General features: G+C 41.6%; 23 protein-coding genes. 10 read left to right on the top strand and 13 right to left on the bottom strand.

What is annotated here, in order from left to right; all coding sequences use genetic code 11:
- Nucleotides 1-5 precede the first annotated feature (5 nt).
- Nucleotides 6-3347, bottom strand: coding sequence for a T9SS type A sorting domain-containing protein (locus tag EJ995_RS01535; protein ID WP_126444938.1), 3342 nt, complete (start codon nt 3345-3347; stop codon nt 6-8).
- Between the two features lie 253 nt (nt 3348-3600).
- The gene (locus EJ995_RS01540) at nt 3601-4089 is read right to left on the bottom strand and encodes a nuclear transport factor 2 family protein (RefSeq protein WP_126444940.1); all 489 of its coding nucleotides are present in this window, start codon (nt 4087-4089) and stop codon (nt 3601-3603) included.
- Between the two features lie 47 nt (nt 4090-4136).
- On the opposite strand from EJ995_RS01540, the gene EJ995_RS01545 reads away from it, so the two are divergent.
- The 3 genes from EJ995_RS01545 to EJ995_RS01555 are packed head-to-tail and all read left to right on the top strand — an operon-like array spanning nt 4137 to nt 5935.
- A complete protein-coding gene (locus tag EJ995_RS01545) occupies nt 4137-4709 on the top strand; it encodes a DNA-3-methyladenine glycosylase I (RefSeq protein ID WP_126444942.1) in 573 nt (190 codons plus the stop codon).
- On the top strand, nt 4696-5286 hold the full coding sequence (locus tag EJ995_RS01550) for a hypothetical protein (RefSeq protein WP_126444944.1): 591 nt from the start codon (nt 4696-4698) through the stop codon (nt 5284-5286). The genes EJ995_RS01545 and EJ995_RS01550 overlap by 14 nt, the downstream gene beginning before the upstream one ends.
- Entirely contained in the window at nt 5267-5935 is a 669-nt protein-coding gene (locus EJ995_RS01555) for a DUF2490 domain-containing protein (protein WP_126444946.1), read from the top strand. The genes EJ995_RS01550 and EJ995_RS01555 overlap by 20 nt, the downstream gene beginning before the upstream one ends.
- Here EJ995_RS01555 and aat read toward each other — a convergent pair.
- From aat to EJ995_RS01570, 3 genes are all read right to left on the bottom strand, one after another.
- Nucleotides 5930-6574, bottom strand: coding sequence for a leucyl/phenylalanyl-tRNA--protein transferase (aat, locus tag EJ995_RS01560; protein ID WP_126444948.1), 645 nt, complete (start codon nt 6572-6574; stop codon nt 5930-5932). The two genes, EJ995_RS01555 and aat, sit on opposite strands and share 6 nt — an antisense overlap.
- Nucleotides 6575-6664: 90 nt before the next feature.
- On the bottom strand, nt 6665-7033 hold the full coding sequence (locus tag EJ995_RS01565) for a DUF3127 domain-containing protein (RefSeq protein WP_126444950.1): 369 nt from the start codon (nt 7031-7033) through the stop codon (nt 6665-6667).
- Between the two features lie 2 nt (nt 7034-7035).
- Nucleotides 7036-7887 carry a flavin reductase family protein gene (locus EJ995_RS01570; RefSeq protein ID WP_126444951.1) on the bottom strand — a complete coding sequence of 284 codons (852 nt, stop codon included), beginning with the start codon at nt 7885-7887 and terminating at the stop codon, nt 7036-7038.
- A gap of 134 nt (nt 7888-8021) precedes the next feature.
- Between EJ995_RS01570 and EJ995_RS01575 the strand changes: the two genes are divergently transcribed.
- Nucleotides 8022-9170, top strand: a complete 1149-nt coding sequence (locus EJ995_RS01575; RefSeq protein WP_126444953.1) for a sensor histidine kinase — start codon at nt 8022-8024, stop codon at nt 9168-9170.
- 52 nt (nt 9171-9222) lie between these two features.
- On the opposite strand, the gene clpX is transcribed toward EJ995_RS01575, so the two are convergent.
- The 8 genes from clpX to EJ995_RS01615 all read right to left on the bottom strand — a co-directional run bounded on the left by clpX (nt 9223) and on the right by EJ995_RS01615 (nt 17525).
- Nucleotides 9223-10458, bottom strand: coding sequence for an ATP-dependent Clp protease ATP-binding subunit ClpX (gene clpX / locus EJ995_RS01580; RefSeq protein ID WP_126444955.1), 1236 nt, complete (start codon nt 10456-10458; stop codon nt 9223-9225).
- 100 nt (nt 10459-10558) lie between these two features.
- Entirely contained in the window at nt 10559-11242 is a 684-nt protein-coding gene (gene clpP / locus EJ995_RS01585) for an ATP-dependent Clp endopeptidase proteolytic subunit ClpP (RefSeq protein WP_126444956.1), read from the bottom strand.
- 88 nt (nt 11243-11330) lie between these two features.
- Nucleotides 11331-12659 carry a trigger factor gene (gene tig / locus EJ995_RS01590; protein ID WP_126444958.1) on the bottom strand — a complete coding sequence of 443 codons (1329 nt, stop codon included), beginning with the start codon at nt 12657-12659 and terminating at the stop codon, nt 11331-11333.
- Between the two features lie 77 nt (nt 12660-12736).
- A complete protein-coding gene (locus EJ995_RS01595; protein WP_126444960.1) occupies nt 12737-13084 on the bottom strand; it encodes a phage holin family protein in 348 nt (115 codons plus the stop codon).
- Nucleotides 13085-13162: 78 nt separating this feature from the next.
- The gene (locus EJ995_RS01600) at nt 13163-14686 is read right to left on the bottom strand and encodes an SGNH/GDSL hydrolase family protein (protein WP_126444962.1); all 1524 of its coding nucleotides are present in this window, start codon (nt 14684-14686) and stop codon (nt 13163-13165) included.
- A 12-nt stretch (nt 14687-14698) separates the two neighbouring features.
- Nucleotides 14699-15943 carry an OmpP1/FadL family transporter gene (locus EJ995_RS01605; protein WP_126444964.1) on the bottom strand — a complete coding sequence of 415 codons (1245 nt, stop codon included), beginning with the start codon at nt 15941-15943 and terminating at the stop codon, nt 14699-14701.
- A gap of 104 nt (nt 15944-16047) precedes the next feature.
- Nucleotides 16048-16812 (bottom strand): alpha/beta fold hydrolase, encoded by a 765-nt coding sequence (locus tag EJ995_RS01610; RefSeq protein WP_126444966.1) that lies wholly within the window; start codon nt 16810-16812, stop codon nt 16048-16050.
- A complete protein-coding gene (locus EJ995_RS01615) occupies nt 16809-17525 on the bottom strand; it encodes a pyridoxine 5'-phosphate synthase (RefSeq protein ID WP_126444968.1) in 717 nt (238 codons plus the stop codon). The genes EJ995_RS01610 and EJ995_RS01615 overlap by 4 nt, the downstream gene beginning before the upstream one ends.
- A gap of 84 nt (nt 17526-17609) precedes the next feature.
- On the opposite strand from EJ995_RS01615, the gene EJ995_RS01620 reads away from it, so the two are divergent.
- The 6 genes from EJ995_RS01620 to EJ995_RS01645 all read left to right on the top strand — a co-directional run bounded on the left by EJ995_RS01620 (nt 17610) and on the right by EJ995_RS01645 (nt 24462).
- A complete protein-coding gene (locus tag EJ995_RS01620; RefSeq protein WP_126444970.1) occupies nt 17610-18266 on the top strand; it encodes a CBS domain-containing protein in 657 nt (218 codons plus the stop codon).
- Nucleotides 18266-19141 carry an NAD kinase gene (locus EJ995_RS01625; RefSeq protein ID WP_126444971.1) on the top strand — a complete coding sequence of 292 codons (876 nt, stop codon included), beginning with the start codon at nt 18266-18268 and terminating at the stop codon, nt 19139-19141. Before EJ995_RS01620 ends, EJ995_RS01625 begins: the two co-directional genes overlap by 1 nt.
- 102 nt (nt 19142-19243) lie before the next feature.
- Nucleotides 19244-19933, top strand: a complete 690-nt coding sequence (gene porG, locus EJ995_RS01630) for a type IX secretion system protein PorG (RefSeq protein WP_126444973.1) — start codon at nt 19244-19246, stop codon at nt 19931-19933.
- A 4-nt stretch (nt 19934-19937) separates the two neighbouring features.
- On the top strand, nt 19938-20672 hold the full coding sequence (locus tag EJ995_RS01635; RefSeq protein WP_126448836.1) for an isoprenyl transferase: 735 nt from the start codon (nt 19938-19940) through the stop codon (nt 20670-20672).
- Between the two features lie 3 nt (nt 20673-20675).
- Nucleotides 20676-23252: an outer membrane protein assembly factor BamA gene (gene bamA, locus EJ995_RS01640; RefSeq protein ID WP_126444975.1), complete on the top strand. Its 2577-nt coding sequence runs from the start codon at nt 20676-20678 to the stop codon at nt 23250-23252.
- Nucleotides 23253-23286: 34 nt separating this feature from the next.
- The gene (locus tag EJ995_RS01645; RefSeq protein WP_126444977.1) at nt 23287-24462 is read left to right on the top strand and encodes an OmpH family outer membrane protein; all 1176 of its coding nucleotides are present in this window, start codon (nt 23287-23289) and stop codon (nt 24460-24462) included.
- Nucleotides 24463-24487: the final 25 nt, after the last annotated feature.

Genomic DNA, 24487 nt, shown 5'->3' on the forward strand with positions numbered 1-24487 from the left:
TTTTACTATCGCTTGATGAGTTTGCGTGTTGCACTGTTGCCACCAGATGTTATGGTCATAAAATACATACCAGTCGCCATGTCCTCAAGGTTGACTGTACTGTTTTTATTAGCGCCTGCATCTTGTTGCAACACCATTTTACCCGTCAAGTCATGTACTGTGATGCTGTAATCAGCATCTGATTTCCAATTGATGTTGAAAATACCACTACTAGGATTAGGAAAAATTGCAAAATCGACGCTCGTCTCGCTTGCATTGTTAAGTGTTCCTGTCACTTTGAGGTTATCAAGAATTACACCTTCATTATTTACCGATTGATCAGACTCAAATACAAACCTAAAAACAACATCCTGTTGTCCAGCAAGATTTCTCAATGAGGTGGCATAGGGCTTCATCTCACTATCAGTTCCAGTCCACTGTCCACCTGGACAATTGAAACAGTTGCTACCATCCGGGCCACGATCTGAATTATACCAGGTCTCACTACTAGCATCGCCTAACAATGACCAGTTAGCACCATGATCAATAGAATATTCTACATACATCACGTCCCAATTCTCCTCAAGGTCATACGCCATATCAAATTCTAGTACGAGATTACTAGCATTTGAGAAGTTGTAACAACCTGTATATAGAAATGATTTAGTAAGATCTGGATAGTTACCGTTTAAGTTGGTACCATAAACTTGACGCCCACTTTCTGCATCCTTGAGAATGGATCCATTAGGAACGCCACGTTCCCATAATGATTCATTGCCTCTTGAGTTGACGCTTACCAGAGAACGCTGTTCAAACTCATAAGTGTCGCCTATGCGGCTGCCTTGATTTTGTATAAACTGACGCTCTTTAAAGTTGTTTCCTAGAAATGCGTCACCATCTGTAGAGACTTCAACCCTTACCATATAGCTACCTGGTGGCAGATTTAATTCGGACAGTATAATCTCTTGCTGTTGTCCAGCAACTATTGACATATCAAAGTTTTGAGCGATGATGTCGTTTCCTATCGTACGTGTAATCGTGAAATTATCAATGTCCTGAAGACCATTATTAGACACTTGAAGTCTCAACCCTAAATCCGTGCAGTCAATTTTACCAGTCGTACTTTCTACTGACTGCAAGCTCAAGTCCATTTGAGGACTAACTGGAGTTACAGCCGTTTGCCAGATACCACGACCATAGGTAGCGGCTGTCAATATTTGATCTACTGGATTGATCTCAAGATCTGTAACACTCACATTAGGCAGGTTGTTGGCAAATTTGCTCCACGTTCCTGCAACGCTATCATACTTGTACACGCCTATAGTAGTTCCTAGGAACAAGGCATCATCTGCACTATTGATATGGTGAGCTATCGTGTTTTTACCTATTTGCGGCAGGTTAGAAGTGATGTCAGTAAATGTCATACCCATATCATCGCTGCGCATCACCTGACCTATTGAATAGGCTGTTGAAACATAAACTGTATTATCATTATTGTTGTTCACTTCAATCGCAGTTATTGGGCCTGGCATTTCTACCAACCAGGTGAAGTTCACACCAGCATCCACACTACGGAATAATTGACGATCATAAGCGACGTAGATGATATCATCGTTAATTGGATTAATCTCAATTACAGACAGGTTCTCTGCGAAAGCATTTGACTGAGCTACAAACTGCCCTTGCTCTACTTTATATAGACTCTTGTAACCTGCATAGATATCACCTTTGGAATTAGTTTTAAGCGGCGTAATCCAATTACCTTGTTCAGGGCCAGCTATAGCACTATATGTCTCACCAGAATTTGAAGTAACATACAAACCACCACCAAATTGACTGAAACCATATCTAACGTTTGAATCTAGTGGGCTCACACCAGCTTCCATACCATCTGCACCATGGTAGTTTTTCCAGGTCCCATTACTACTGGTGTAACCACCATTATCCTGTAGGCCACCGGCCATGTTAGAGCTACTGTCAGACCCAACTGCAACACGATAGAATTGACCTATTTGCAATCCTGCTGTAAGATCAGTAAATGATCTACCATTGTTAGTGCTGCGGTAGATACCGCCATCAGACATAACGTAAAGCTCACCATCAAATTCACGTATTTGGTGAATATCAGCATGCGTGTAAGTTGATGAGGCTGGATTATTCCAGGTATTGATTCTATCAAATGATCGACCACCATTAGATGATTTCCAGACATTTAAACAACCTGTGTATACTACATCTTCATCAGTTTGCGATACCTCAAGAGCTAGATCATACCAGCCTTGAGTGCTTTCTAGGATATCAGTACCGTCATCAGTTCTAGAAAAAGTAGATCCAGCATTTCTAGACTTGTAAAGACCTGCTAGAGAACCATTATTAGTGATTGCGAGCAAGTAAACCCTGTTAGCATCTGCTGCCGTTACACCTATGACGATTCTTGAGATTCCTGTAGCTGGTAAACCGCTTGTAATCTGGGTAAAGGTTGAACCACCGTCCATGGATCTATAAAAGGCGCTGTTAGTAGCTAAGTAGATCATATCTGGATTTGAAGGGTTGAGCTTCACATCCTTGATGTTGCCATTGAAGGTTTTGGTTACTGTTGTTCCTGCATTATTAGAAACATAAAACCCACGACTACTTGCGATCAATATTTTTCTAGAATTGGTTGGATCAATATATACCTCGCTTATTCTAGCATCGTATCCAGTAAAAGAAAGACCTGTCTCATTAAACGTCTCACCACCATCAGTAGATTTAAGCAAGCCTATACTAGCCGTATCGCCAGCATCGTCATCACCTGTTCCTATATATATAATATCACTGTTATTTTTGTCAACGGCAATGGCGCTAACACCTATTTGAGATAAAAAATCAGTTCGTGGTGTCCAGTCAATACCAGCATTAGTTGATTTCCACATGCCGCCAGCTGGCGTTCCTAGGTAGTAGATATCTGGATTGTTAGGGTCCACGGCAATGGTATTAGTACGACCTTGTCCTGGTGACCATGATGATGTGTGTTTGTAATCAAATGGTCCTACAGGATTCCATTGTGAATCGTCATTACTAGACTTTGCAATGTTTGAGGACTCAATAATTTCCTGAAGTTGAGATACCGTTTGGAGTGTACCATCGGCATTGAGAAAGGGCTTAGCACGTTCTAGCCATCTCATGAATGGTTTATAACCGCTACCTTTTGCATCTTTATCATGAGAAGCCCAGTACGCCTCACCAGCGCTCTTTACCTGATCGTATGTGATCCCGTTTGCATTTTTGGCAGGTGTTATATCTGTCATCCATGGAGCATCAGTTCCAATTTGAGCGACGCCAAACAATGGTAGCATTAATAAACAAACAATAGTAAAAATTTTCATACAGTGACTTCCTGACTTGAAGGGCAAATTTAGCGATACCAACCACCTCAAAATCATGCTATTCTATCGCAGGTAGATAAGTTGGGTCAACCGTTTGTTTAAACGATTAAACGCACCCATTCAATCGCGTTAAATCGTTTAAGTCTCCATTACGCAGGCTTGTTTTAAGGCTAAAACGCCCTATTTACAGCTATTGTGGTTCATTGGACACTTGGGTCACTGGTCGATGTATTTGATATTTACTAGATACAAATCACCTTTTAAGTGTAGATTTAAAAGTGGTATCCCAAGAGGCCTTCAATTGAGTGACTTCATTCATGTTATCGTTGGGAACCGTAGGTGACAACACATAATGAGCAATTTTATAGACACCATCCTGTTGATACATAACACCACTACCTCGACAAATTCCCATTTGCGTATCCAGCAATTCATCAAAATATATCACGCCTGATCGTTCATAGATATTACGTTCTAGGGATGTAAAAGACCAGGCTTTTCCCTTGTCAAAATATGGTTTTGAAAAAGCTTTAAATTCTTCTAGTTGCCAGTTCTCACTGGCGTCGGTGCCTATGAAAACTGCATCGCTAGTCATTAAATTAAAATATGCATCAAAATCTGCGGACGATGCCGCAGCATGCCAATTGTCGATTTGCTGGGACACTTCATCTTTATTGATGTTTTGATAACTGGAACACGCCGTAAGTAATATAATAGCCAGTAAAAAGATTGCTTTTTTCATCATCGATAATTTTCAAGGAAGGTAATTAAATGTACCTTGACATCACAATGAAAACAACACATCCATCTAAATGTGCGTGGTGTCTTGGCGACCCACTTTATGAGCAGTATCATGATCAGGAATGGGGCGTACCTATTCATGAGGATCGCGCCTTGTTTGAGTTTCTTATTTTAGAAACCATGCAAGCAGGTTTGAGCTGGATCACTATTCTCAAAAAGCGCAATAATTATCACGATGCACTTGACCAATTTGACTATCATAAAATTGCGAGATACAACGATGATAAGAAGGTTGAGTTGCTCAATAATGCTGGCATAATAAGGAATAAATTGAAAGTCAACTCGATCATAAACAACGCACAAGTATTTATAGAAGTTCAAAAGGAGTATGGTAGCTTCTCCAAGTTTTTATGGAAGTACGTAAATGGCAAACCCATTAAAAATAACTGGAATGACTTGAGTGAAGTGCCAGCAACAAGCTCAATTTCTAATCAACTCGCCAAGGACTTAAAAAAGCTAGGGTTCAAATTCATAGGTAGCACGACGGTTTATGCTTTCATGCAGGCAGTAGGTATGGTCAATGATCACGTGGTAACATGTTATAGGTATGATGAATTATAGATTATCGATGGTGGTTGTGGTGGTGTTAGCTTTCGCGAAAGCGTATTCCCAAAAATCCTCTACCACAAACCAAAAGGTCGAGCAAGAATCCAGAATAGCATTAGAACAAATGGACGATGCAGCTCGCATTCTCATTGTTGAACTAGGCGCTACACCGTCCAGAACCAAGCTCTATGAAGAGCAAGATGGCAGCAAAAAATCATACGAGGCAAAATTCAAAGTGAACCGAAAGAAATACAGTGCAGAATTTGATCGCAACTGGCAACTAGAAGATGTGGAAATAAAATCTACACGCCGATCTATAGACAAGAAATTGTGGCGATCCATAAACTCACAATTGGACACGATGGCTCGCAAGTGGCGACTAGAAAAAATGCAGTTACAGTATCTGCCTTCTAGCGACGTACGGCAACTCAAGCAAAAAATTAGCTCAAAACAATTTGATAACCTGGAACTTATAGTAGCATTCAAGAATAACAAGGCAGTTTATAGAAAAGAGTTACTGTTTTCAAGCCGAGGTAAATTATTGAGTCAACGAGATATCAAAAGACGCAGATATGATTTCTTGTTGTTCTAAATTGCTCATACTCGCGGTTCTTATCCTGTCCGGAGTTGCACATGCACAAATTGTGGATCAGGTAATCGCCCAGCCTGCGATCGTTCTTTCCTACCGCGATGTACCAGCGTGGAAGTTTAATACGGTCCTACAGCAACGCAATGTAGTTTATGATCAGACTAGTGCACTGCACATCCAAATCGCACAGTTCGCCAGCCGTGAAATAGGTTTTTATAGCGAGATAGGTGCTGGAATCATGTATAGGCAAGGTCTAGAGTCCAGCGTACGAGACGAGCTGCGCACCACAGAACAATACGTCCACGCTCGCAAATACAATAACTTGAAACTAGCCCATAGATTGCGATGGGATCAGCGATGGCGTGACGAGGATTTGACTCATCGCTGGAGATACAGATTATCAGGATCCATGCCGCTAAACGGTCGAGAAACTAATGTGTCTGAGTTCTATGCGACTGCTAGTGCCGAGGCACTTTTTATTGCCGAAAATAAAGAGCGACCAGCTTACGACCAGCGATTAAGTCTAGGAATAGGAAGACAATTGGGGAAAAAATTAAAAGTGCAATTGACCTCACAGTACAGATGGGAAGATTATACGGCAATAAATAGGCGATCTCTATTTCTCAATCTATCGCTGTATCATACGCTATAAGAAGGATAAAAACACCTCGCGATCCATGGTGACAGCGCCTAGACTGTGCAAGTGATCGTTGTAAAGTTGTGCATCGATGAGTTGGTAATCTTTTTGTTTCAATGTTTTGACGAGGTGCCACAAGGCGAGTTTACTGGCATCAGTAGCCTTAGCAAACATACTCTCGCCACAAAAGACTCCTTGCTCTTTCAAATCTACACCGTACAAACCACCAACTAGTTCCTTATCGAGCCAGACCTCGACACTAGCAGCATGTCCCAGCTCGTGCAATTGAGTATATGCCGCGATCAAGTCATCGTTGATCCATGTACCCAAGTCGCCGTTCCTGGAAACATTCATGCAACAAGTCATTACACGAATAAAGGACTGATTCATGGTAATGCGATAGTTGCGGTTGCGCCCACTTTGCCTGAGCGACTTTGAAACTTTCATAGGTTGATCCTTACGCAGATCAAACACCATACGTGGATCTGGGCTCCACCAACAAATGGGATCATTGTCATCGTACCATGGGAAAATACCATTGTTATAAGCCAGCAACAATCGCTCTACACTCAGGTCACCACCTATCGCTAGCAGGCCATGAGCATCTGCGGTATGTGGATCTGGAAAACTGAGTTCTTGAGTTAATAATTGCATGTGTAATAATTAGAATCTACCGTTTAAAACAAAAATCAACCCTAGAACATTCCAAGGTTGATTTTCGATATTTGTAAACCTATTGGTCTTTTAGAACGGTAGATCGTCGTGATCCTCATCCTTACTATTACTTATCGGGTCGTACTCATCAAACGGTGGTACCTCAGCCGCTGGTGCACCAGCACCTACTTTTTCAATACGCCATCCAGCGATCGAATTAAAATATTTGGTTTCACCTTGTGGACTTTGCCACTCACGACCGCGCAGATTGATACCTACTTTTACCGTATCGCCTACGTTAAAGGCATCTAGCAAACCTGTTTTATCCTGCACAAATTCAATCATGAGGTGCTGTGGATACTGCTCTTCAGTGGTTACAACGAGCTCACGTTTTTGAAAACCGTTTGAGCCGTAAGACTTTGTTTCTCCTACTAATTTGATCTTTCCTTGAACTTCCATAATTATTGTAATAAAATTTTCCAGGCGTCCAGCATGTGACCGTTTGCGATCAATGTTTTCGCCATTTTGTGTTTGTCTATTTGTTTGAGATTGTATGTGTTGTTAGCTTTCGCGAAAGCTTGCACCTCATCAACCTCTGGTACTTCCTTTACATTTCCTAGTTTGCCCAGATCATTACCAGACAAGATCTCGCTATCTCTTGCGTGATCTGGCAGTGCGTCCACGCCTACTCCTTTATCACGCAGTGGTTTTGCTACTTCAAACATAGCGTCTTTTGAACGGCAATACCAGTTGCCACCCATGCGCGCCACGGTATCGATTTTAAAAGGGTCAATATCGTTATTCTCATCGAGAATCTCATCATCAACATGCACATGCTGCACCTCACAGAAAATGAGGTTTCCAGCGCCACCTTGTTGACCCATTTCCTTGATCTCGATCACGTTGCACTCAAATTGCACAGGACTTTCTGCCACTCGTGGTGGTTTCACGCTCACACTGTCACGTGCTGTGAGACCCGATTTAATAAATTCATTGACGCCGGTATCATACTCGGTACTAGCAAGTGACATTTGCTGTACCAGATCATAGTTGACCACATTAATGACGATCTCACCAGTCTCACGTGCGTTTTCCAGCGTGTCTTTGGTCGTGTTATCGCGCATGCGGCGCAACGGACTAAACACCAGTACTGGCGGATTTACACTCAACACATTATAAAACGAATATGGCGATAAATTTACCTTGCCATCCTTATCTACTGTACTTGCAAAAGCGATGGGACGCGGCTGCACAGCGCCAGCAAGTATGCCATACAACTGCGATGATTCAACGTCTTGTGCCTTTATTTCCATAGGTTTAAGCAAGATTACAAAGGTATGATTATTCAATTGCTCTTGCAACGGGAATGAACTAGGCTTGAGCAACTTTTGAAACCTAAACGCGTTGTGTGATAAGTTGTATTTTTATTTAAATTCTAAGTACCTGCATGAACTTCACACCCAATCGCAATGTCATAAGATGGATGGTCATCGTATTCTCTGTGGTAGTGACAAGCTTCATCCTTTGGAACACCTATATCTTTTTTCAAAAACTCAAGGAGTCTGAACGTAAAAACATTCAGGAATATGCTGTTGCTATAAAGGATCTGGCCAATCAGCCTATTGACGCAGATCTAGGTGAACTAGGTATTATTGTTTCTGGAAATACGACTGGTGTTCCATTAATCCAAGAAAATTATAAAGGCGAACTAAGCGCTCGTAACCTTCCCGAAAAAACACTCAACGATAGCTTAAAACTGCGTGAACTCATAGAAGATTATAAGCAGGTAAACGAACCCATAGTCACCATGTTTAACGGCAAACCTTTTACCACAACCTATTATGGCAATAGCGAGGTAGTAAAAAAGATCAAATACTATCCTCTAGCGTTATTGTTGATCATGTTTCTGTTTGGTGCGGTGATCTTGTTTTTTTACAGATCCACAAAAGCTGCCGAACAAAACAAACTGTGGGCTGGAATGGCCAAGGAAAGTGCCCATCAAATTGGTACACCGCTATCATCGCTAGTAGGCTGGACGGCCATCCTGAGAGAAAGCGATATTGATCCCACTTATGTAGATGAAATGGATAAGGACATAAGTCGCTTACAAATGATCACAGATAGGTTTTCTAAAATAGGATCAGTACCCAAATTATCTGCGGTTGATATAGTTCAAGAAACTCGAGACGCCACGCAATACATCATGTCTCGATCTTCAAAACTGATAAAATTTGAAATAAACCTGCCTGAAGAGAATATTATTGTAGATCTAAACAGTCAGCTGTATGCATGGGTTATAGAAAACCTGATCAAAAACGGCATAGATGCCATGAAAGGAAAAGGCTCCATAAAGGTCGCTTTAACCTCTAATGAATCAAAGGTTTTTATAACCGTTAGCGACACTGGAAAAGGAATACCCAAGCGACTAAGAAAGCAGGTTTTCACACCAGGCTTCACTACTAAAAAACGTGGTTGGGGTCTAGGTTTATCACTAGCGCAGCGCATTATTAGTGATTATCACAACGGTAAAATGCGCGTTAGAGACAGTAAAATCAATCACGGAACCACCTTTGAAATTATGCTGCGCAAGGCATAAAAAAAGTCTCTCGATTGAAAAGCTTTTTTGAAAATATTTTAATCATAATAAATTACGACACAGCTTTCAACTTTTGGATACCGCTTTTATCTAGCTTTGATTCTGCATAGATTTTTGTAACTCTTAGCTCGTTCTCGCCGCTACCCGGTAATTCAAACATGGCATCAGTAAGTATTGCCTCACATAACGATCGCAATCCACGCGCTCCTAGCTTGTACTCGATCGCTTTTTGTACGATGTATTCCAGCGCACCATCTGTTATCGTGAACGAGATATCATCCATTGAGAATAGCTTCTCATATTGCTTGATGATGGCATTTTTAGGCTCAGTAAGTATGGCTCTCAAGGTTCCTGCATCCAGCGGATTCATATAAGTCAATACAGGAAGACGTCCGATGATTTCTGGAATCATCCCGAAGTCCTTGATATCCTTAGGAATCACATACTGTAATAGATTGTCTTTTTCTACTACCATGTCGTTTGACATACTAGCGCTAAATCCAACGGCCTGCATATTTAATCGCTTGCGTATTACTTTCTCGATGCCATCAAAGGCACCACCAGCAATGAACAGGATATTCTCTGTATTTACCTCTATAAACTTCTGGTCTGGATGCTTGCGACCACCTTTAGGCGGCACGTTCACAACAGTTCCTTCTAACAGTTTGAGTAATCCTTGTTGTACACCTTCACCAGAAACATCGCGTGTGATGGATGGATTGTCACTCTTGCGGGCGATCTTATCGATCTCGTCAATAAAGACGATTCCTGTTTGTGCCTTCTCTAGATTGTAATCTGCTGCCTGCAACAATCTTGTCAATATACTTTCTACATCTTCTCCTACATATCCGGCCTCAGTCAACACGGTGGCATCAACAATAGCCAATGGCACATTAAGCATGCGCGCGACGGTTTTGGCAATAAGTGTTTTACCGGTACCCGTTTGTCCTACCATCATGATGTTGGACTTCTGGATCTCAATATCATCGTCGCTGGATGGCTGCAACAATCGTTTATAGTGATTGTACACCGCAACAGACATTACTTTCTTAGTAAACTCTTGACCTATGATGTACTGGTCTAGAAAATCCTTAATGGCTTTGGGTTTCTTGAGCGTCAAGTCTGCTTTAGAAACGCCTTGCTCTTCTTCCTTGCCGTCTTCCAGCACAATACCGTGTGCCTGCTCGATACAGCGGTCACAAATATGCGCGTCTAGTCCAGCGATCAGCAAATTGGTTTCTGCCTTATTGCGACCACAAAAACTACATTCTAATTGTTCTTTACTCATTGGGTTGAGTTTTGCAACACACCTCTAGCCTTTTCATGGCCTGTCGTTGCTATGTGGATTGTTGGGATTACGCTTTCGCGAAAGCGGAACCATCAAAAATCTAGTTATTATTCTCTCGCGTTAGTACTTCATCAATCATACCGTACTCTAGCGCCTCATCTGCACGCATCCAGAAATCGCGATCACTATCCTCATTGATCTGCTCATAGGTCTTACCTGAATGTTTTGCAATGATAGTGTAAAGCTCTTCTTTGAGCTTAATCGCCTCTTTTACAGCAATCTCAATATCTGAAGCTTTACCTTGTGCGCCACCTGAAACCTGGTGAATCATCACACGGCTGTGCGGTAGTGCGCTGCGCTTGCCCTTCTGGCCTGCACAAAGTAACACGGCGCCCATACTTGCTGCCATACCAGTACAAATGGTTGCCACATCTGGCTTGATGAACTGCATGGTGTCATAGATTCCTAGACCTGCATAAACGCTACCACCTGGTGAGTTGATGTAGATCTGTATGTCCTTATTAGCATCTGCACTTTCTAGGAACAGTAGTTGTGCCTGAATGATGTTTGCCACCTGATCGTTCACGCCAGTTCCCATAAATATGATGCGATCCATCATAAGTCGGGAAAAAACGTCCATCGCGAGCACATTCATTTGACGCTCTTCAATAATATTAGGAGTAAGATTTGTTGGGTACATATTGCCCATGATCTTATCGTAGTACATTGGGTTGACGCCTTGATCCTTAGTGGCGTAACTCTTAAATTCTTTGGCTATATCCATAACTGTAATGATACTTGTTGTTGAAGAAAAAAGGCGTTAACTACTTGATAAAAGTTAACGCCTTAAAGATAATCATTAATAAGACGGCTTATGCGTCATAAGCTTCCTTGATGAATTGCTCATAGGTTACTTCTTTCTTCTTGAGCTTTGCGTTCTCTTTGAAGAACTTGAGCATTTTCTCGTTTTGCAACTGCTCACTCATGCGTTTAACTTCTTCTTGATTTTGCATGATACGTGCCACAACCTGATCCACTTCTTCATCAGTCGCGTCTGTATGACCGTACTGTTTCATCTGCTCGCGTATTTGTTGGCTCGCGTATTCCTTGAGCTCTTCAAACTTGAGTTGTAGGTCTTCATTAGCCTTAAGGATGTTTGATTCTATCAATTGATATCTCAAGCCCTTTTCTGACTTCTCGTACTCTTCAGCAGCTTGCTCTGCGGTCAACTCATTCTCACCGTTGTTGGCAATCCATTTTTTAAGAAAGTCTGCCGGTAGGTCAAATTTTGTATTTGCAATAAGACCTTCAGTAACGTCAGTCAACAATTTTTGATCTGTTTGTTGTGCAAATTGCTTTCCTGCATCTTCTCTTAAACGCTCACGCAGTTCATCTTCAGACTTGATTACATCAGGGCCGAATAGTTTATCAAAGAACTCTTGGTTCAACTCTGCTTTCTCGCGTGAGTTTACCTCTGTAATTTCAAAAGTCACTGGTACGTTCAAACCATCTGCTTTATCAGCATCTATTTTCAAGAAAGCTGCTAGATCGCGATCTTCTTCAAAAAGACCTTTGGTCTTGAGCTCAAGCTTATCGCCTTTTTTAGCGCCGATGAACTTTTTAGAATTTGTCTTGCCTTTGATTTTATCTACTTTAAAAGTAGCGTCTGCGTTGATTTCTTCATCATCATTTCTAAAGACTCCTGTCACCTCATCATTTTTCTCAACAACGTCCTTGCTTACCAGCTTGCCGTACTGCTCTCTTATGCGATCAATCTGCTTGTTAATGGTCTCATCATCAGTCTTGATCTCATAGTGCGTGATAGCTTTTTTACCTTTTACATCAACATCAAAATCTGGCGCAAGACCAATTTCAAAATTGAAGGTAAAATCATCACTTTCCCAATCAATGTCTTCTTGCTCTACAGGTAACGGATTACCTAAAAGGTTCAAATCTTCCTTGGTAATGTAGTCATTGAGCTCCTTCTGGATCAATTTATTGATCTCGTCCACTAAAATAGCTGTACGATACTTTTTATTGATAAGGCTAGCGGGAACGTGTCCTTTTCTAAAACCTGGAATGGAAGCTGTCTTGCGGTAATCTGTAAGTATCTTATCTACTTGCTCCTTATAATCTGCCTGTGCGATGTCAAGAGTGATGGTCGCGTTAAGTGCGTCTGTGTCAGTGCGCTTTATATTCATTTATAGACTTTTAACCTGTTTAAATCGGGCTGCAAAATTAGTGCTTATTTTACAGCTAGCAAAGTCATGCAATCTAGCTAGTCTTCTTCCTTGTCTAACATCTTGAACAGGATAGATCTTGCGATGGCAAGCAGTAGTGCAAAGATGAGTGCATACCAAACGTTTGCTACATCAAAACCGCCAACAAGCCAGTCTGCCATCATGATTATAAAGGCATTGATGAATAACAGAAAGATTCCCAGCGTAATTACAGTAATAGGCAAAGTCAGTATCACCAGTATAGGTTTTACAATGAAATTAAGTATGGATAAGGCTAATGCAACAAGTACAGCACTGAAAAGGCCTGTCGTCTCAACACCAGGCATAATATAAGAAAGCACTAGAACCAAGACAGCAGTTACCAGAAGTTTGATCAAAAAGTTCATAAGAAGGGTTTTTATAAAAATAGAAAATCCGCTAGAGAATGATTCTCTAGCGGATTGTCATTTTTGAAAGCAAAAAGTTTACTGGACGTTGTTACTAGGCTGTACACCTTTGTATTGTCCAATGTTTACTGGCGGTACAGTAGAGCCGTACTGTGCGTTGATAGCTTCTAGTATTGCGTTTGCCGTGAAGGCATAACCTCTAGGTGTTGGGTGAACAGCATCTAGAGAAAATGCACCACCTGTGGCATACGTGCTGGTCAATACACCACCATCAAAGGCGACGCCACCATCAGCAACTTGTGCAAGGAAAGAACGAGCATCAACAAGAGCTAATCCTTTTTGAGCAGCAATGCCTGCAATTACATTATTATAAGCTTCTTGAGCATCTTCAATACGATCTTGCTCAACACGAGTTAGTACATTTCCATCTTCTAATGGTACACCAACGCCGCGTACAGAATTAGGATTGTTAGGGTCTGCTAGAGTACCTAGTACCGTTGCTGCAGTAAAGACGATTAGATCATCCTCATCAGCTTGTCTTAAATTAGGCAATCCTAGAGCAGATAGGTCTGTCAAGTCCTCATCATCAAGTACTGGTCCATTTTGACCAGCTACAAAGTTGATGGTTCTAGCTTCACGCTCGTCTGAATCTATGAATCCAGCAGCCTCAGCAGCAAGCAATCCACCGTTATATTGAGCATAGGCCATATTTACACCAGCAGCAGTCTGACCATCTAGTGGTATGGCATTGAAAGGTACTGTAGTAAAGAATGGGATTGATGTAACATCTGGAATGTTGATCAAGGCACCTTTAGCGCCATTTGCAGTAAGTGCATCAACATAACCTGAGTAAACACTTGCAAAAACATTGACGTTGGTAATATCATTTGATCCGTAAGTTCTTGGGTCAAGATCTACACCTGTGTCATCATCGTCATCGTCATCGTCACTATTACGGTCGTTACCATCACCACCTGAAGTAGCAAAACTCAAGATGTCGTTGTTACCAATCCATAGAGTGAAGAATGTAGGGTCTGCTGCAACAGCATCACCTATTACTGTAGCGTTGTCACTTGAAGCAAAACGCACATAATAAGGATTTGCAGTACCGGTTGCTACTCCAGCAAGATTCCCATATCCAGGAGCACCTAGATGGAAACTTTTTGCACCTGGAACACCAAAGTTGTTCAAGTCACCAGTCACTCTATTTGTAATGTCTGTCGTAGGAGTTCCTGCAAGCACCGCTGGACCTAGGTCTGGAGTTGCTGCTAACACTAACCTGTTAGGTAATATCTGTACGCCACCGGCTAGAACACCGCCTAGATTATCTGCCACAAGAGGCTGGAAAAACTCACCACCACCTACAAGGGTAAATTGTTGCGCCATGATGGCTGGGTAAGAATCTTCTTGTCCTTCTAGATAAAGTGCAGCATCAGCAAATCCTGCGGTAAGAGAATTACCTACAGCTACATACTTACTGAAGTCTGCCTCACCAGCTTCATACTGGTCACCATCTTCAACTGAATCGTCAAACTCATTTGCACAGCTCACCATAGTAGCGGCAGCAGCAAACAGAGCTAAATATTTAAATGTATTTTTCATCTTTTCTTTTTTTTACATTCTATAAGTTATACCGATACCTGGAGCAAGTGCTCTAGATTTGTAGGTACCTTCAAATGGTACATTCTGTCCATTTTCTTGATAAAAGTCGTATGACTCATTAATTTCCTTAAATCTCAAATACAGGAACGAGGCATCAATAGCAAAACTAGGTGAGATATTGTATGATAATCCAAAGGTGTATCCGCTGGAATCATTACGTGGAGTTTCTGGCGCAAAGAAACCTGACTGTACTGGCGACTCGTCAAAGTAATATCCACCACGCAAAGTCAATGCGTCAGTTGCTGTGTATTGTAAACCAAATCTATAAGTTGAAGCATCTTTATAGTTTCTAGGATTCAACGACTGGCTACCATCAGCAAATGTGATATCTAGGTTTTCATATTCACTCCAGAAGGCACGGTTATAATCAAAAGCAAATAAGAACTTGTCCCATTTGTAAGATAGACCTACAGTAAGTTCTGCTGGTAACGGTAATGTAGCTTCAAAACCTTGAACACCGTTACTAGGAGTCAATGGAGAGTTAGGGAAGTTTGAGAAAGTAGCTTCACCATCTTCACTCTCAATATCGATAAGTGAACGATAATTTGCTCCAATAGAGAAATTATCTGTAGGCGTGAACATAATACCAGCTGTCCATCCATAACCCATTACACCGCTGTCCTCAATAGCGACATTTGATCGGTCTCCTTCTTCATCAGTTAGGGTACGGTTTGCGTTTCTATTGAACTCAACTCCACCTATCGCGATAATTGCACCACCACCTATACTTACACTATCAAATAATTGATAAGACAAGGTAGGTTGTACAAAGATTGCTTGTAATTCAATTTCATTCACCAGGTGAGATCCTTCCCAATCTGTAGGCCAGGTCACATTACTACCATAAGGTGTATAGATACCTAGACCAGCGGCAAAGTTGTCCGTGATAGAATAACTTATATATGCGTATAATGGTGTTCCAGTAGGACTATCGGTCTCTGCACTTGTTCCAAAATCTTCATTTTGGTACTGCACGTCACTAAAAACTCCAAAACCACCAACACTTACATTAAGCCTATTCTCTAGATGTACTAATCCAGCTGGATTAAAGAACAGAATATCTGCACTATTGACTACAGCAACGCCGGTGTGACCCATGGCTAACTGCTTGTTACTCTGCAAACTTACTCGGTAACCACCTGCATAGGCAAAGGCACCGACCAAAAAAAGCACTGCAAAAACTTTTAATTTGTTCATATTCAGTTGTTTAAGGTATATTTTAAAGTTTTATTGAGCCAAATTTAATATTAAATTAATACTACGCAAGCGTTTTCGTAGTCATTATGCTTGCATAATATTATTTATTTTATGAATTCCACAACCATATCGTGAAATTTATCTGGTTCTTGTGCATGCAGCCAGTGTCCTGCGTTGGGTATTGTTTTTAGTTCCGCTTTCGCGAAAGCGTGATCAATCAACATCTTATCGCTATCTAATATGTATCCCGATTCTCCACCGCGTATGAACAAGGTAGGTATATCTATAGGCTCATCATGCTGCTCATGAGTTCCTACATCATGCTGGCTCGCAGCTAGTGTGGGTAAGTTAAAACGCCAGCCATAGGTATTTTTATCGATACGGTGCAGGCTTTTCATCAAGAACATGCGGGTTCCTACATCATTGATACGCTGGGCAAGAATCTTATCTGCATCGCCACGTTTCTTGAGTGTTGTAAAATCTACCGACTGCAACGCATTGATGATATCGCTGTGATGCGGTGCGTATTCTTTGGGAGCAATATCTGCAATGATCAATTTGTCGATAAGTTCTGGATACATGGCGGCACACCGCATGGCGACCTTACCGCCCATGCTGTGTCCTAATAGTACGATGTTTTCCAAGTCATACTCCTTGCAATAATTTGACACATCTTGTGCCATATCATTATAATCAAAGGTATCGCTATGAAAACTGCGACCATGATTGCGTTGATCGAGCAGGTGCACTTGAAATCCATCCTGTGACCAGCGAGTTCCTAGCGTTTTCCAGTTGTCTGCCATGCCCAGGAATCCGTGTAATATAACGAAGGGCTTGCCTTCTCCCAATATGATGCTGTGCAGTTTCATGAGCTCAATCGTGCCTTATACATATTAACGACGTTCTCCAGACCTAGATATAGACTCTCAGAAATCAATGCGTGCCCTATGCTTACCTCTAGCAAATCCGGTAACTGCTGTGCAAAAAATTTAAGGTTCTCTAGTGAAAGATCGTGACCTGCATTGATGCCTATTCCTAATTCGGTAGCCTTTTTAGCTGCTTTTATATATGGTGCAATCGCGGCTTCTTTATCCTTATTATAGTGGCTCGCATAATCTTCTGTATATAACTCGATGCGGTCCACGCCTGTTTCTTTGGCGCCTTCAACCATCTCTATGACTGAATCAACAAATATGCTGGTGCGTATCCCTTGATTTCTAAAATGAGATACTATCTCTGTCAAAAAATCACGGTGCTTGATCGTATCCCATCCTGCATTTGATGTGATGGCATCTGGCGCGTCTGGAACTAGGGTAACTTGTGCCGGCTTGACCTCATCGACTAGTTTGATAAAGCTATCAATTGGGTTTCCTTCAATATTCAGCTCCGTAGTTACAATTCTCTTGAGATCTCGTGCATCTTGATACTTGATGTGACGCTCATCAGGTCGTGGATGGATCGTGATTCCTTGTGCGCCAAATGATTCTAGATCTACCGCTACCTTGAGCAAATCTGGAACATTACCACCACGAGAGTTGCGCAGTGTTGCTATTTTATTGATGTTGACACTTAAAATGGCCATAGTCCTGTTTTAGTCTCAAAAATACAAAGTATGTGCGCCGCAGGATACGCCTAGAAATGTTTAATTTGCAGTAAAACATGCTTCATGGATTTACAAGAGTATATCATTAACGACGTGACACCGCTTTCTCTAGAAGATGACGTCAAGGTTTCTCAGCGCATTTTCCAGCAACAAACGATCTCTCATTTACCTGTCCTCGATAAAGATCAATATGTGGGCTGCGTGTCTGAGACTGATGCGCACTGTTTTGAAGACAATCAAAAGCTGAACGATGTCAAATATGCTCTGGATCGTTTTTTTGTAAAAGAGGATACCCATTGGCTGGATGTGCTAGAAGCATTTGCCCAACATAATGCCAACTTAATGCCTGTTCTAGATACCAATAATAAATATCTAGGCTACTATGAGTTGAAGGATATCATGCAGCATTTTAATGACTCGCCTTTCATGTACGAGAGCGGTGCCGTGATCGTGCTGGAAAAAGGGTCTACGGACTACAGCTTTAGTGAGATATCGCAGATTGTAGAGACTAATGACAGTAGGGTTTTTGGGATGTTTGTAAGCGGTTACCGCGATCATTTGTCTGAAATCACCATCAAAATAAGCCCAGCAAATCTCAACGCGGTGATTCAAACCTTCAGGAGATATAGCTATGAAGTGCTTACCGCTGCCGAGGATGACACCTATCTAGATGCGCTGAAGAAAAGATCTGACTACCTGGATAAATACCTTAATATATAATGAAGCATATTGCTGTTTACGGTCAGTACGTTCACAAAGATGCGCCAGATACAATAAAGGCGATTATTACTGCTTTTATTGATGCTGGTTGCGATGTAAAGGTTGAGAAGGATTTCTATGAATTTATGGACGACATTGATTTGCCCGGGCAAGTCACGACTTTTGACAGCCTTACCGCTGCCTATGATTTACTTATAAGTATAGGTGGTGATGGTACCATATTAAGAGCCGTATCCTATATAGGTGATCTAGATGTTCCTATACTAGGTATCAATACGGGAAGATTGGGTTTTTTGGCAACCACTCATGAAGATGGAATACAAAGCATTGTAAAACAAATCATGAATGGTGATTACCAACTCAATAAGCGCAGCCTGATCACAGCAACCTCATCACATCCAGAAAATCACTTGCCACCAGATAATTTTGCATTGAATGAGGTAACGGTAAGCCGTATGAACACCACATCCATGATTCAAATAGAAACGCATCTAGACGGTGAGTTTTTAAACAGTTATTGGGCAGATGGTCTAATCATATCAACGCCTACAGGATCCACTGGCTATAGTTTGAGTTGTGGTGGTCCAGTAATATCGCCAACTACCGATGCATTTGTCATCACACCCATCGCGCCACATAATCTCAATGCACGACCGTTGGTTATTCATGACAATACCGTCATAACAGTTAAGGTAATAGGTAGGGAAAAAGAGTTTCTCACATCGCTCGACAATCGTATCGCAAGCTATCCTAATGAGACTGAGATTACACTTAAAAAAGCAAATTTCACGATCGATCTCATCCAGCTCAACGACCAGAGTTTTATCAAAACGCTGCGTCACAAATTACTTTGGGGCGAGGATAAGCGCAACTAGGCAATAAAAGTCCCAACTACCTGTTTATGAATGTACACAATAGGGCATGAAACCTCATGCTGGCTAAAGAGAATTGTTATATTTGCACGTTTTAAAATTTCCATGCGTTTATCGCTAGTTATCATCGTTTTTTTCGTTTCCGCTTTCGCGAAAGCGCAAACATTTGAGATAGGAATATGGGCTGGTGGCTCTAACATCATAGGCGATGTGGGCAGCACTGCATATATCAATCCTACAGGAACTACGGTAGGTGGTATTTTTAAGTGGAATCGCAGTAGCCGCCACAGTTTTAGAGGCACATTGCTCTACTCAAAAATTACCGCAGACGATGCTGATAGTGACGATCGCTCCAGAGAATTGCGTGGGCTTGAGTTTGACTACAACATGCTCGAGGCATCCATAGGTATAGAATATACCTTCTGGGAATGGAATTTATACAACTATAAAAGACAGTTTGTGCCTTATATGTACTCAGGAATAAGCGCTTATCGATATGACCAGCAGCGCCTCAATAATAATGCTGAACTTGAGATCTATTCCAATAGTATAGACGTGGCTCTGCCATTTATTTTGGGAGTCAAAGGAACATTAAGCGACCATCTAATTATAGGTGCTGAGATAGGCGCACGATATACCATTACTGATAATCTAGACGGGAGCAATCCAGAAGGTCGATTTGGAAGCAATCAACCTCAACGATTTGGTAATCTTAATAATAATGACTGGTACGTCTTTAGTGGTGTGACGCTTACCTACACTTTTGGACGTAAACCTTGCTACTGCAATTTCTAATTTTATGGTAGAAGAACTACTCGACAATGCCAAATTACCTAAACACGTCGCCATTATCATGGATGGTAACGGTCGTTGGGCAAAAAAGCAAGGTCTATTAAGAGTACGCGGTCATGAAAAAGGAACCAAGTCAGTACGTCAGACTGTAGAAACCTGTGCAGAATTGGGCGTTGATTTCCTGACGCTCTATGCCTTTTCCACAGAAAATTGGAAAAGACCCAAACTAGAAGTAGACACCTTGATGAAACTCCTGGTTTCCAGCCTGCGCAAGGAACTACCTACTCTTAAAAAGAACAAGATATCATTGCGTGCCGTTGGCTCCTTACATCTGTTGCCTTCGCAAGCCCAAATTGAATTACAAGAAGTCATTGATGAGACCGCTGGAGATTCACAAATGATCCTGACGCTTGCACTGAGCTATGGATCCAGAGAGGAATTGACAAATGTGGTTAAACTAATAGCAGACAAAGCCGTCAAAGGTGACCTAGAGATCAATGACATAACTGAGGACACTATCAATAATCACCTATTTACCAACGACATGCCAGATGTTGACCTACTCATACGCACTAGCGGTGAGCAGCGCATCAGTAATTTCTTGTTATGGCAAATAGCCTATGCAGAGCTTTATTTTACCGAAGTGCTGTGGCCAGATTTTAGAAAAGAGCATTTGATAACTGCCTTCAAAAACTACCAGGATCGTGAGAGACGATTTGGTAAAACCAGTGAACAATTATAACCGATGACAAAACAGTTTGCAAAGGCTTTACTCGTATTTAGCATACTCATATACAGCATAAGCAGCAACGCACAGCGCGTAGGTGACATTCCTATAGGCGATGCCACCAGATATAAAATAGGCGAGATAACCGTTACTGGTGCCAAAAACTATAACGAGAACACCGTTGTAGCCTTCACAGGCTTGCGCAAGGGCGATGAGATATTTGTACCAGGAGAACGTTTGAGTAGTGTGGTCAAAAAATTATGGGATCTCAAACTCTTTAGCGACATACGTGTTTTTGCGACCGGTATCACTGGCAATCCTAATGATGATATCATCGATACCATCGATTTAGAAATCAATATCGTCGAGGTCCCAACCCTAGCTGAGGTAAAAATAGAAGGTCTTAAGAAAGGTCGTGCTCGCGATTTATTGAAAGAATTGAATCTTGCTAAAGGTGCTAAAGCCAATGAAAATCTAGTTACCAACACTAGAAACTTCATTGAAAATAAATACAAGGATAAAGGCTTCTTATATGCAGATGCTCTGGTAAGAATACGTGAGAACGAGGATTCTACAGGTCAGACTACGGTTGACATGCGCATTGATATTGATAAGGGCAAAAAAGTCAAGATAGCCGAAATCAACTTTGAAGGTAATGAGCAGCTAAGCGATAAAAAGCTACGCGGTGCCATGAAGAATACCAAACAGAAAAACTTCTTCCGTGTTTTGAAAAGATCAAAGTATGTTGAGGACGACTATCAGGCAGATCTTAAATCTGTGGTTGATAAATATAAGGAGAATGGTTTCCGTGATGCGCGTATTGTATCTGATACACTCAAGAAAATTGATGAGAAAACGATCGCTCTCAATATTAAAGTAGAAGAAGGTGAGCGCTACTATTTTGGTGACATCAATTTTATAGGTAATAAGGCGTATACTGATGAAACACTACAGCGCATCTTGAAAGTTGAAAAGGGTGATGTTTACAACGGTGTAGCATTTGACCAGCAAATTTCTGACCCTACTGATCCTGATGCCAACTCGCTAGAAAATCTTTATCAAAATAGTGGTTATCTATTCTCGCGCATCAACGCGGTAGAGACTCGTGTACAAAATGACACCATTGATTTTGAAATACGTATTGTAGAAGACAACATTGCCTACTTTGATAACGTTTCAGTTACTGGTAACGATCGTACTAATGACCATGTAGTTTATAGAATCTTAAGAACGGAACCTGGTCGTAAGTATTCAAAGTCAGACATTATTGCCTCTATTCGAGAGATAGGACAGCTAGGATTTTTTGATCCTCAAAATATCAATCCTAAAATCCAGAACCCTTCACAAGAAGAAGGAACTGTTGATATTGAGTACGAGATTGTAGAAACAGGTGCCAGCCAGATCGAGCTACAAGGTGGTTACGGTGGTGGTGGATTTGTAGGAACCTTAGGATTGCGATTCAATAACTTCTCTTTACGCAATATTTTCAATAAAGAAGCATATGATCCAGTACCATTGGGTGATGGACAAAGTTTGGCGATAAGAGCACAAGCGAGTACCATCTTCCGTACCTATTCATTGAACTTTACTGAGCCGTGGTTAGGTGGCAAGAAACCAGTTTCTCTAAATGTCTCGTTATCACACAGTGAGCAATTTAGAGTAGATCCTCGTGACTTTAGACAAGTGGATAGAGATCAACGATTCTTGATTACTGGTGGTACCATAGGTCTAGCAAAACGATTGGAATGGCCAGATCCTTACTTCCAGTTTTCTCAAGCAATCTCATTCCAGCATTACAACTTAAAGAATTACACTACTAGGTTATTTAATTTCCCTAATGGTTTTTCTAACAACCTAGCCTACACTGTCGGCTTGAGTAGAAATAATGTAGGTGTCAATAGAATATTTCCTACTTATGGTTCTTCATTCTCACTTACCGCCAAGATGACGCTACCCTACTCTGTATGGAATGGCGTGGACTATGAGAACCTAGAAGATAATCCGGCATTTCAAACTAATGGTATGCCAGACGAGGCCAAAATCGACCAAGAGCGATTCCGTTTTCTAGAGTACTACAAGATCAAGTTTGATGGAGAATGGTACACAGAGCTAGCAAACAAGCTAGTACTGCAAACCAAAACTGAATTTGGTTTCCTAGGAGCCTACAACAACGATCGCGGTCTAGTACCATTTGAGCGTTTCTTTGTAGGTGGTGATGGACTAGGCGCTTTCTCACTAGATGGTCGTGATATTATACGCATGCGTGGTTATGACAACAGCTCTCTTACTAACAGTGATGATGGTGATACCGTTTACAATAAATTCTCACTAGAAGCACGTTACCCAATCACGCTAGATCAGGCAGCATCCATTTATGTTCTTACATTTGCAGAAGCCGCAGGATCCTATGCAACATTTAGGGACTATAATCCGTTTGAGGTGCAACGATCCGCAGGAGCAGGTTTGAGAGTATTCATGCCAGCCTTTGGTTTGCTAGGTATTGACTTTGGTTATGGATTTGATCCAGTGCCTACATCACTTAGCCCAGATCCTAGCGGTTGGAATGTTCACTTTATAATCGGGCAGCAGTTTTAAACTGGCACGATTATTTCAATAAAGCACTTAGATTATGAAATGCAACATCATTGTCTTATTGATAGTAGTTCTGGTTGGTTCCGCTTTCGCGAAAGCGCAACGAGGCATACGCGTGGGTTACGTTGATATGGAGTACATCCTAGAGAACGTACCCGAGTACCAGAAGGCATCCACTCAATTAGAGAACAAGATGCAGGTCTGGAAACAGGAAATCGAGAAGATGGAGGCAGAGATCGACCAGATGGAAACCTCTCTCAAGAACGAGCGAGTACTTCTTACCAAGGAACTGATAGAAGAACGCGAGGAAGAAATCGAGATCAAGCGTCAGGACATGAGAGATTATCAGGTCAAGCGTTTTGGGACAGATGGTGATTTCATCAAGCAAAAACAACAGCTTATACAGCCCGTACAAGATCAGGTATTCAATGAGATGCAAAAAATAGGTCAAGGCAAGAAGTATGACATGATTGTTGACAGATCAGAAACAACATTGCTTTACAGTGCAGACCGTCACGATTTAAGTGACGATGTACTTAAAGCCATAGGTCGCACTACAAAACTTGAAGTCAACGCTGCAAAGCGCAAGAGCCGCAACCGCGGCAATGATGAGGACTCAGATCTAGTCTCAGAGCAACCGTACAAGAGCGTACAAGAAGCCGCAGATGATGCCGCAATTGAGCAGGAAAAGCAAGAAATAAGAGACGAGCGACAAGCCACTCGCGAGGAAAAAACAAGAAAGCGTGACAGCATCAAAGCCGCTAGGAAAAGAGAGTATCAAGAACGCAGACAGCGCCTACTTGATGCCCGACAGAGAAAAAAAGATAGTATCAAGGCAGTAAGAGCAGGCAAAGTGTTTGTTCCTAAAGTTGAAGAAAATGTAGAAAACACCGCTGCAGAAGAAAAGAAACCGTCTACAGAATCTGGTGTGAAGCCTAAAGTAACAAACCCTACCGTAACCACTCCAGCTGCTGCACTGCCGCCAACACCAGAAACAAAAAAACCTGCGGCTGCTAATAAACCGACTAGAGAAGAACTTATCAAGAAACGTGACAGCATTAAAGCTGCTAAGATTAAGGAGGTAAAAGAAAGACGTGAACGTATTCTAGAGGAACGTAAACGTAAAAGAGACAGCATTCTTAATGCCAGAAAAAAAGCAAAAGAAAACAAAGAATCTGAAAGTAAAAAAGGAACGCCACCAGGCGGCAATTAACTAGCAGATTGCGGTATATTTGCCA

Source organism: Nonlabens ponticola (assembly GCF_003966335.1).
GTDB lineage: Bacteria > Bacteroidota > Bacteroidia > Flavobacteriales > Flavobacteriaceae > Nonlabens > Nonlabens ponticola.

Bases quoted from the DNA above. Each gene is read 5' to 3' on its own strand.
- EJ995_RS01535 (WP_126444938.1), bottom strand. From the start codon at position 3,347: ATGAAAATTTTTACTATTGTTTGTTTATTAATGCTACCATTGTTTGGC.
- EJ995_RS01540 (WP_126444940.1), bottom strand. From the start codon at position 4,089: ATGAAAAAAGCAATCTTTTTACTGGCTATTATATTACTTACGGCGTGT.
- EJ995_RS01545 (WP_126444942.1), top strand. From the start codon at position 4,137: ATGAAAACAACACATCCATCTAAATGTGCGTGGTGTCTTGGCGACCCA.
- EJ995_RS01550 (WP_126444944.1), top strand. From the start codon at position 4,696: ATGATGAATTATAGATTATCGATGGTGGTTGTGGTGGTGTTAGCTTTC.
- EJ995_RS01555 (WP_126444946.1), top strand. From the start codon at position 5,267: ATGATTTCTTGTTGTTCTAAATTGCTCATACTCGCGGTTCTTATCCTG.
- aat (WP_126444948.1), bottom strand. From the start codon at position 6,574: ATGCAATTATTAACTCAAGAACTCAGTTTTCCAGATCCACATACCGCA.
- EJ995_RS01565 (WP_126444950.1), bottom strand. From the start codon at position 7,033: ATGGAAGTTCAAGGAAAGATCAAATTAGTAGGAGAAACAAAGTCTTAC.
- EJ995_RS01570 (WP_126444951.1), bottom strand. From the start codon at position 7,887: ATGGAAATAAAGGCACAAGACGTTGAATCATCGCAGTTGTATGGCATA.
- EJ995_RS01575 (WP_126444953.1), top strand. From the start codon at position 8,022: ATGAACTTCACACCCAATCGCAATGTCATAAGATGGATGGTCATCGTA.
- clpX (WP_126444955.1), bottom strand. From the start codon at position 10,458: ATGAGTAAAGAACAATTAGAATGTAGTTTTTGTGGTCGCAATAAGGCA.
- clpP (WP_126444956.1), bottom strand. From the start codon at position 11,242: ATGGATATAGCCAAAGAATTTAAGAGTTACGCCACTAAGGATCAAGGC.
- tig (WP_126444958.1), bottom strand. From the start codon at position 12,659: ATGAATATAAAGCGCACTGACACAGACGCACTTAACGCGACCATCACT.
- EJ995_RS01595 (WP_126444960.1), bottom strand. From the start codon at position 13,084: ATGAACTTTTTGATCAAACTTCTGGTAACTGCTGTCTTGGTTCTAGTG.
- EJ995_RS01600 (WP_126444962.1), bottom strand. From the start codon at position 14,686: ATGAAAAATACATTTAAATATTTAGCTCTGTTTGCTGCTGCCGCTACT.
- EJ995_RS01605 (WP_126444964.1), bottom strand. From the start codon at position 15,943: ATGAACAAATTAAAAGTTTTTGCAGTGCTTTTTTTGGTCGGTGCCTTT.
- EJ995_RS01610 (WP_126444966.1), bottom strand. From the start codon at position 16,812: ATGAAACTGCACAGCATCATATTGGGAGAAGGCAAGCCCTTCGTTATA.
- EJ995_RS01615 (WP_126444968.1), bottom strand. From the start codon at position 17,525: ATGGCCATTTTAAGTGTCAACATCAATAAAATAGCAACACTGCGCAAC.
- EJ995_RS01620 (WP_126444970.1), top strand. From the start codon at position 17,610: ATGGATTTACAAGAGTATATCATTAACGACGTGACACCGCTTTCTCTA.
- EJ995_RS01625 (WP_126444971.1), top strand. From the start codon at position 18,266: ATGAAGCATATTGCTGTTTACGGTCAGTACGTTCACAAAGATGCGCCA.
- porG (WP_126444973.1), top strand. From the start codon at position 19,244: ATGCGTTTATCGCTAGTTATCATCGTTTTTTTCGTTTCCGCTTTCGCG.
- EJ995_RS01635 (WP_126448836.1), top strand. From the start codon at position 19,938: ATGGTAGAAGAACTACTCGACAATGCCAAATTACCTAAACACGTCGCC.
- bamA (WP_126444975.1), top strand. From the start codon at position 20,676: ATGACAAAACAGTTTGCAAAGGCTTTACTCGTATTTAGCATACTCATA.
- EJ995_RS01645 (WP_126444977.1), top strand. From the start codon at position 23,287: ATGAAATGCAACATCATTGTCTTATTGATAGTAGTTCTGGTTGGTTCC.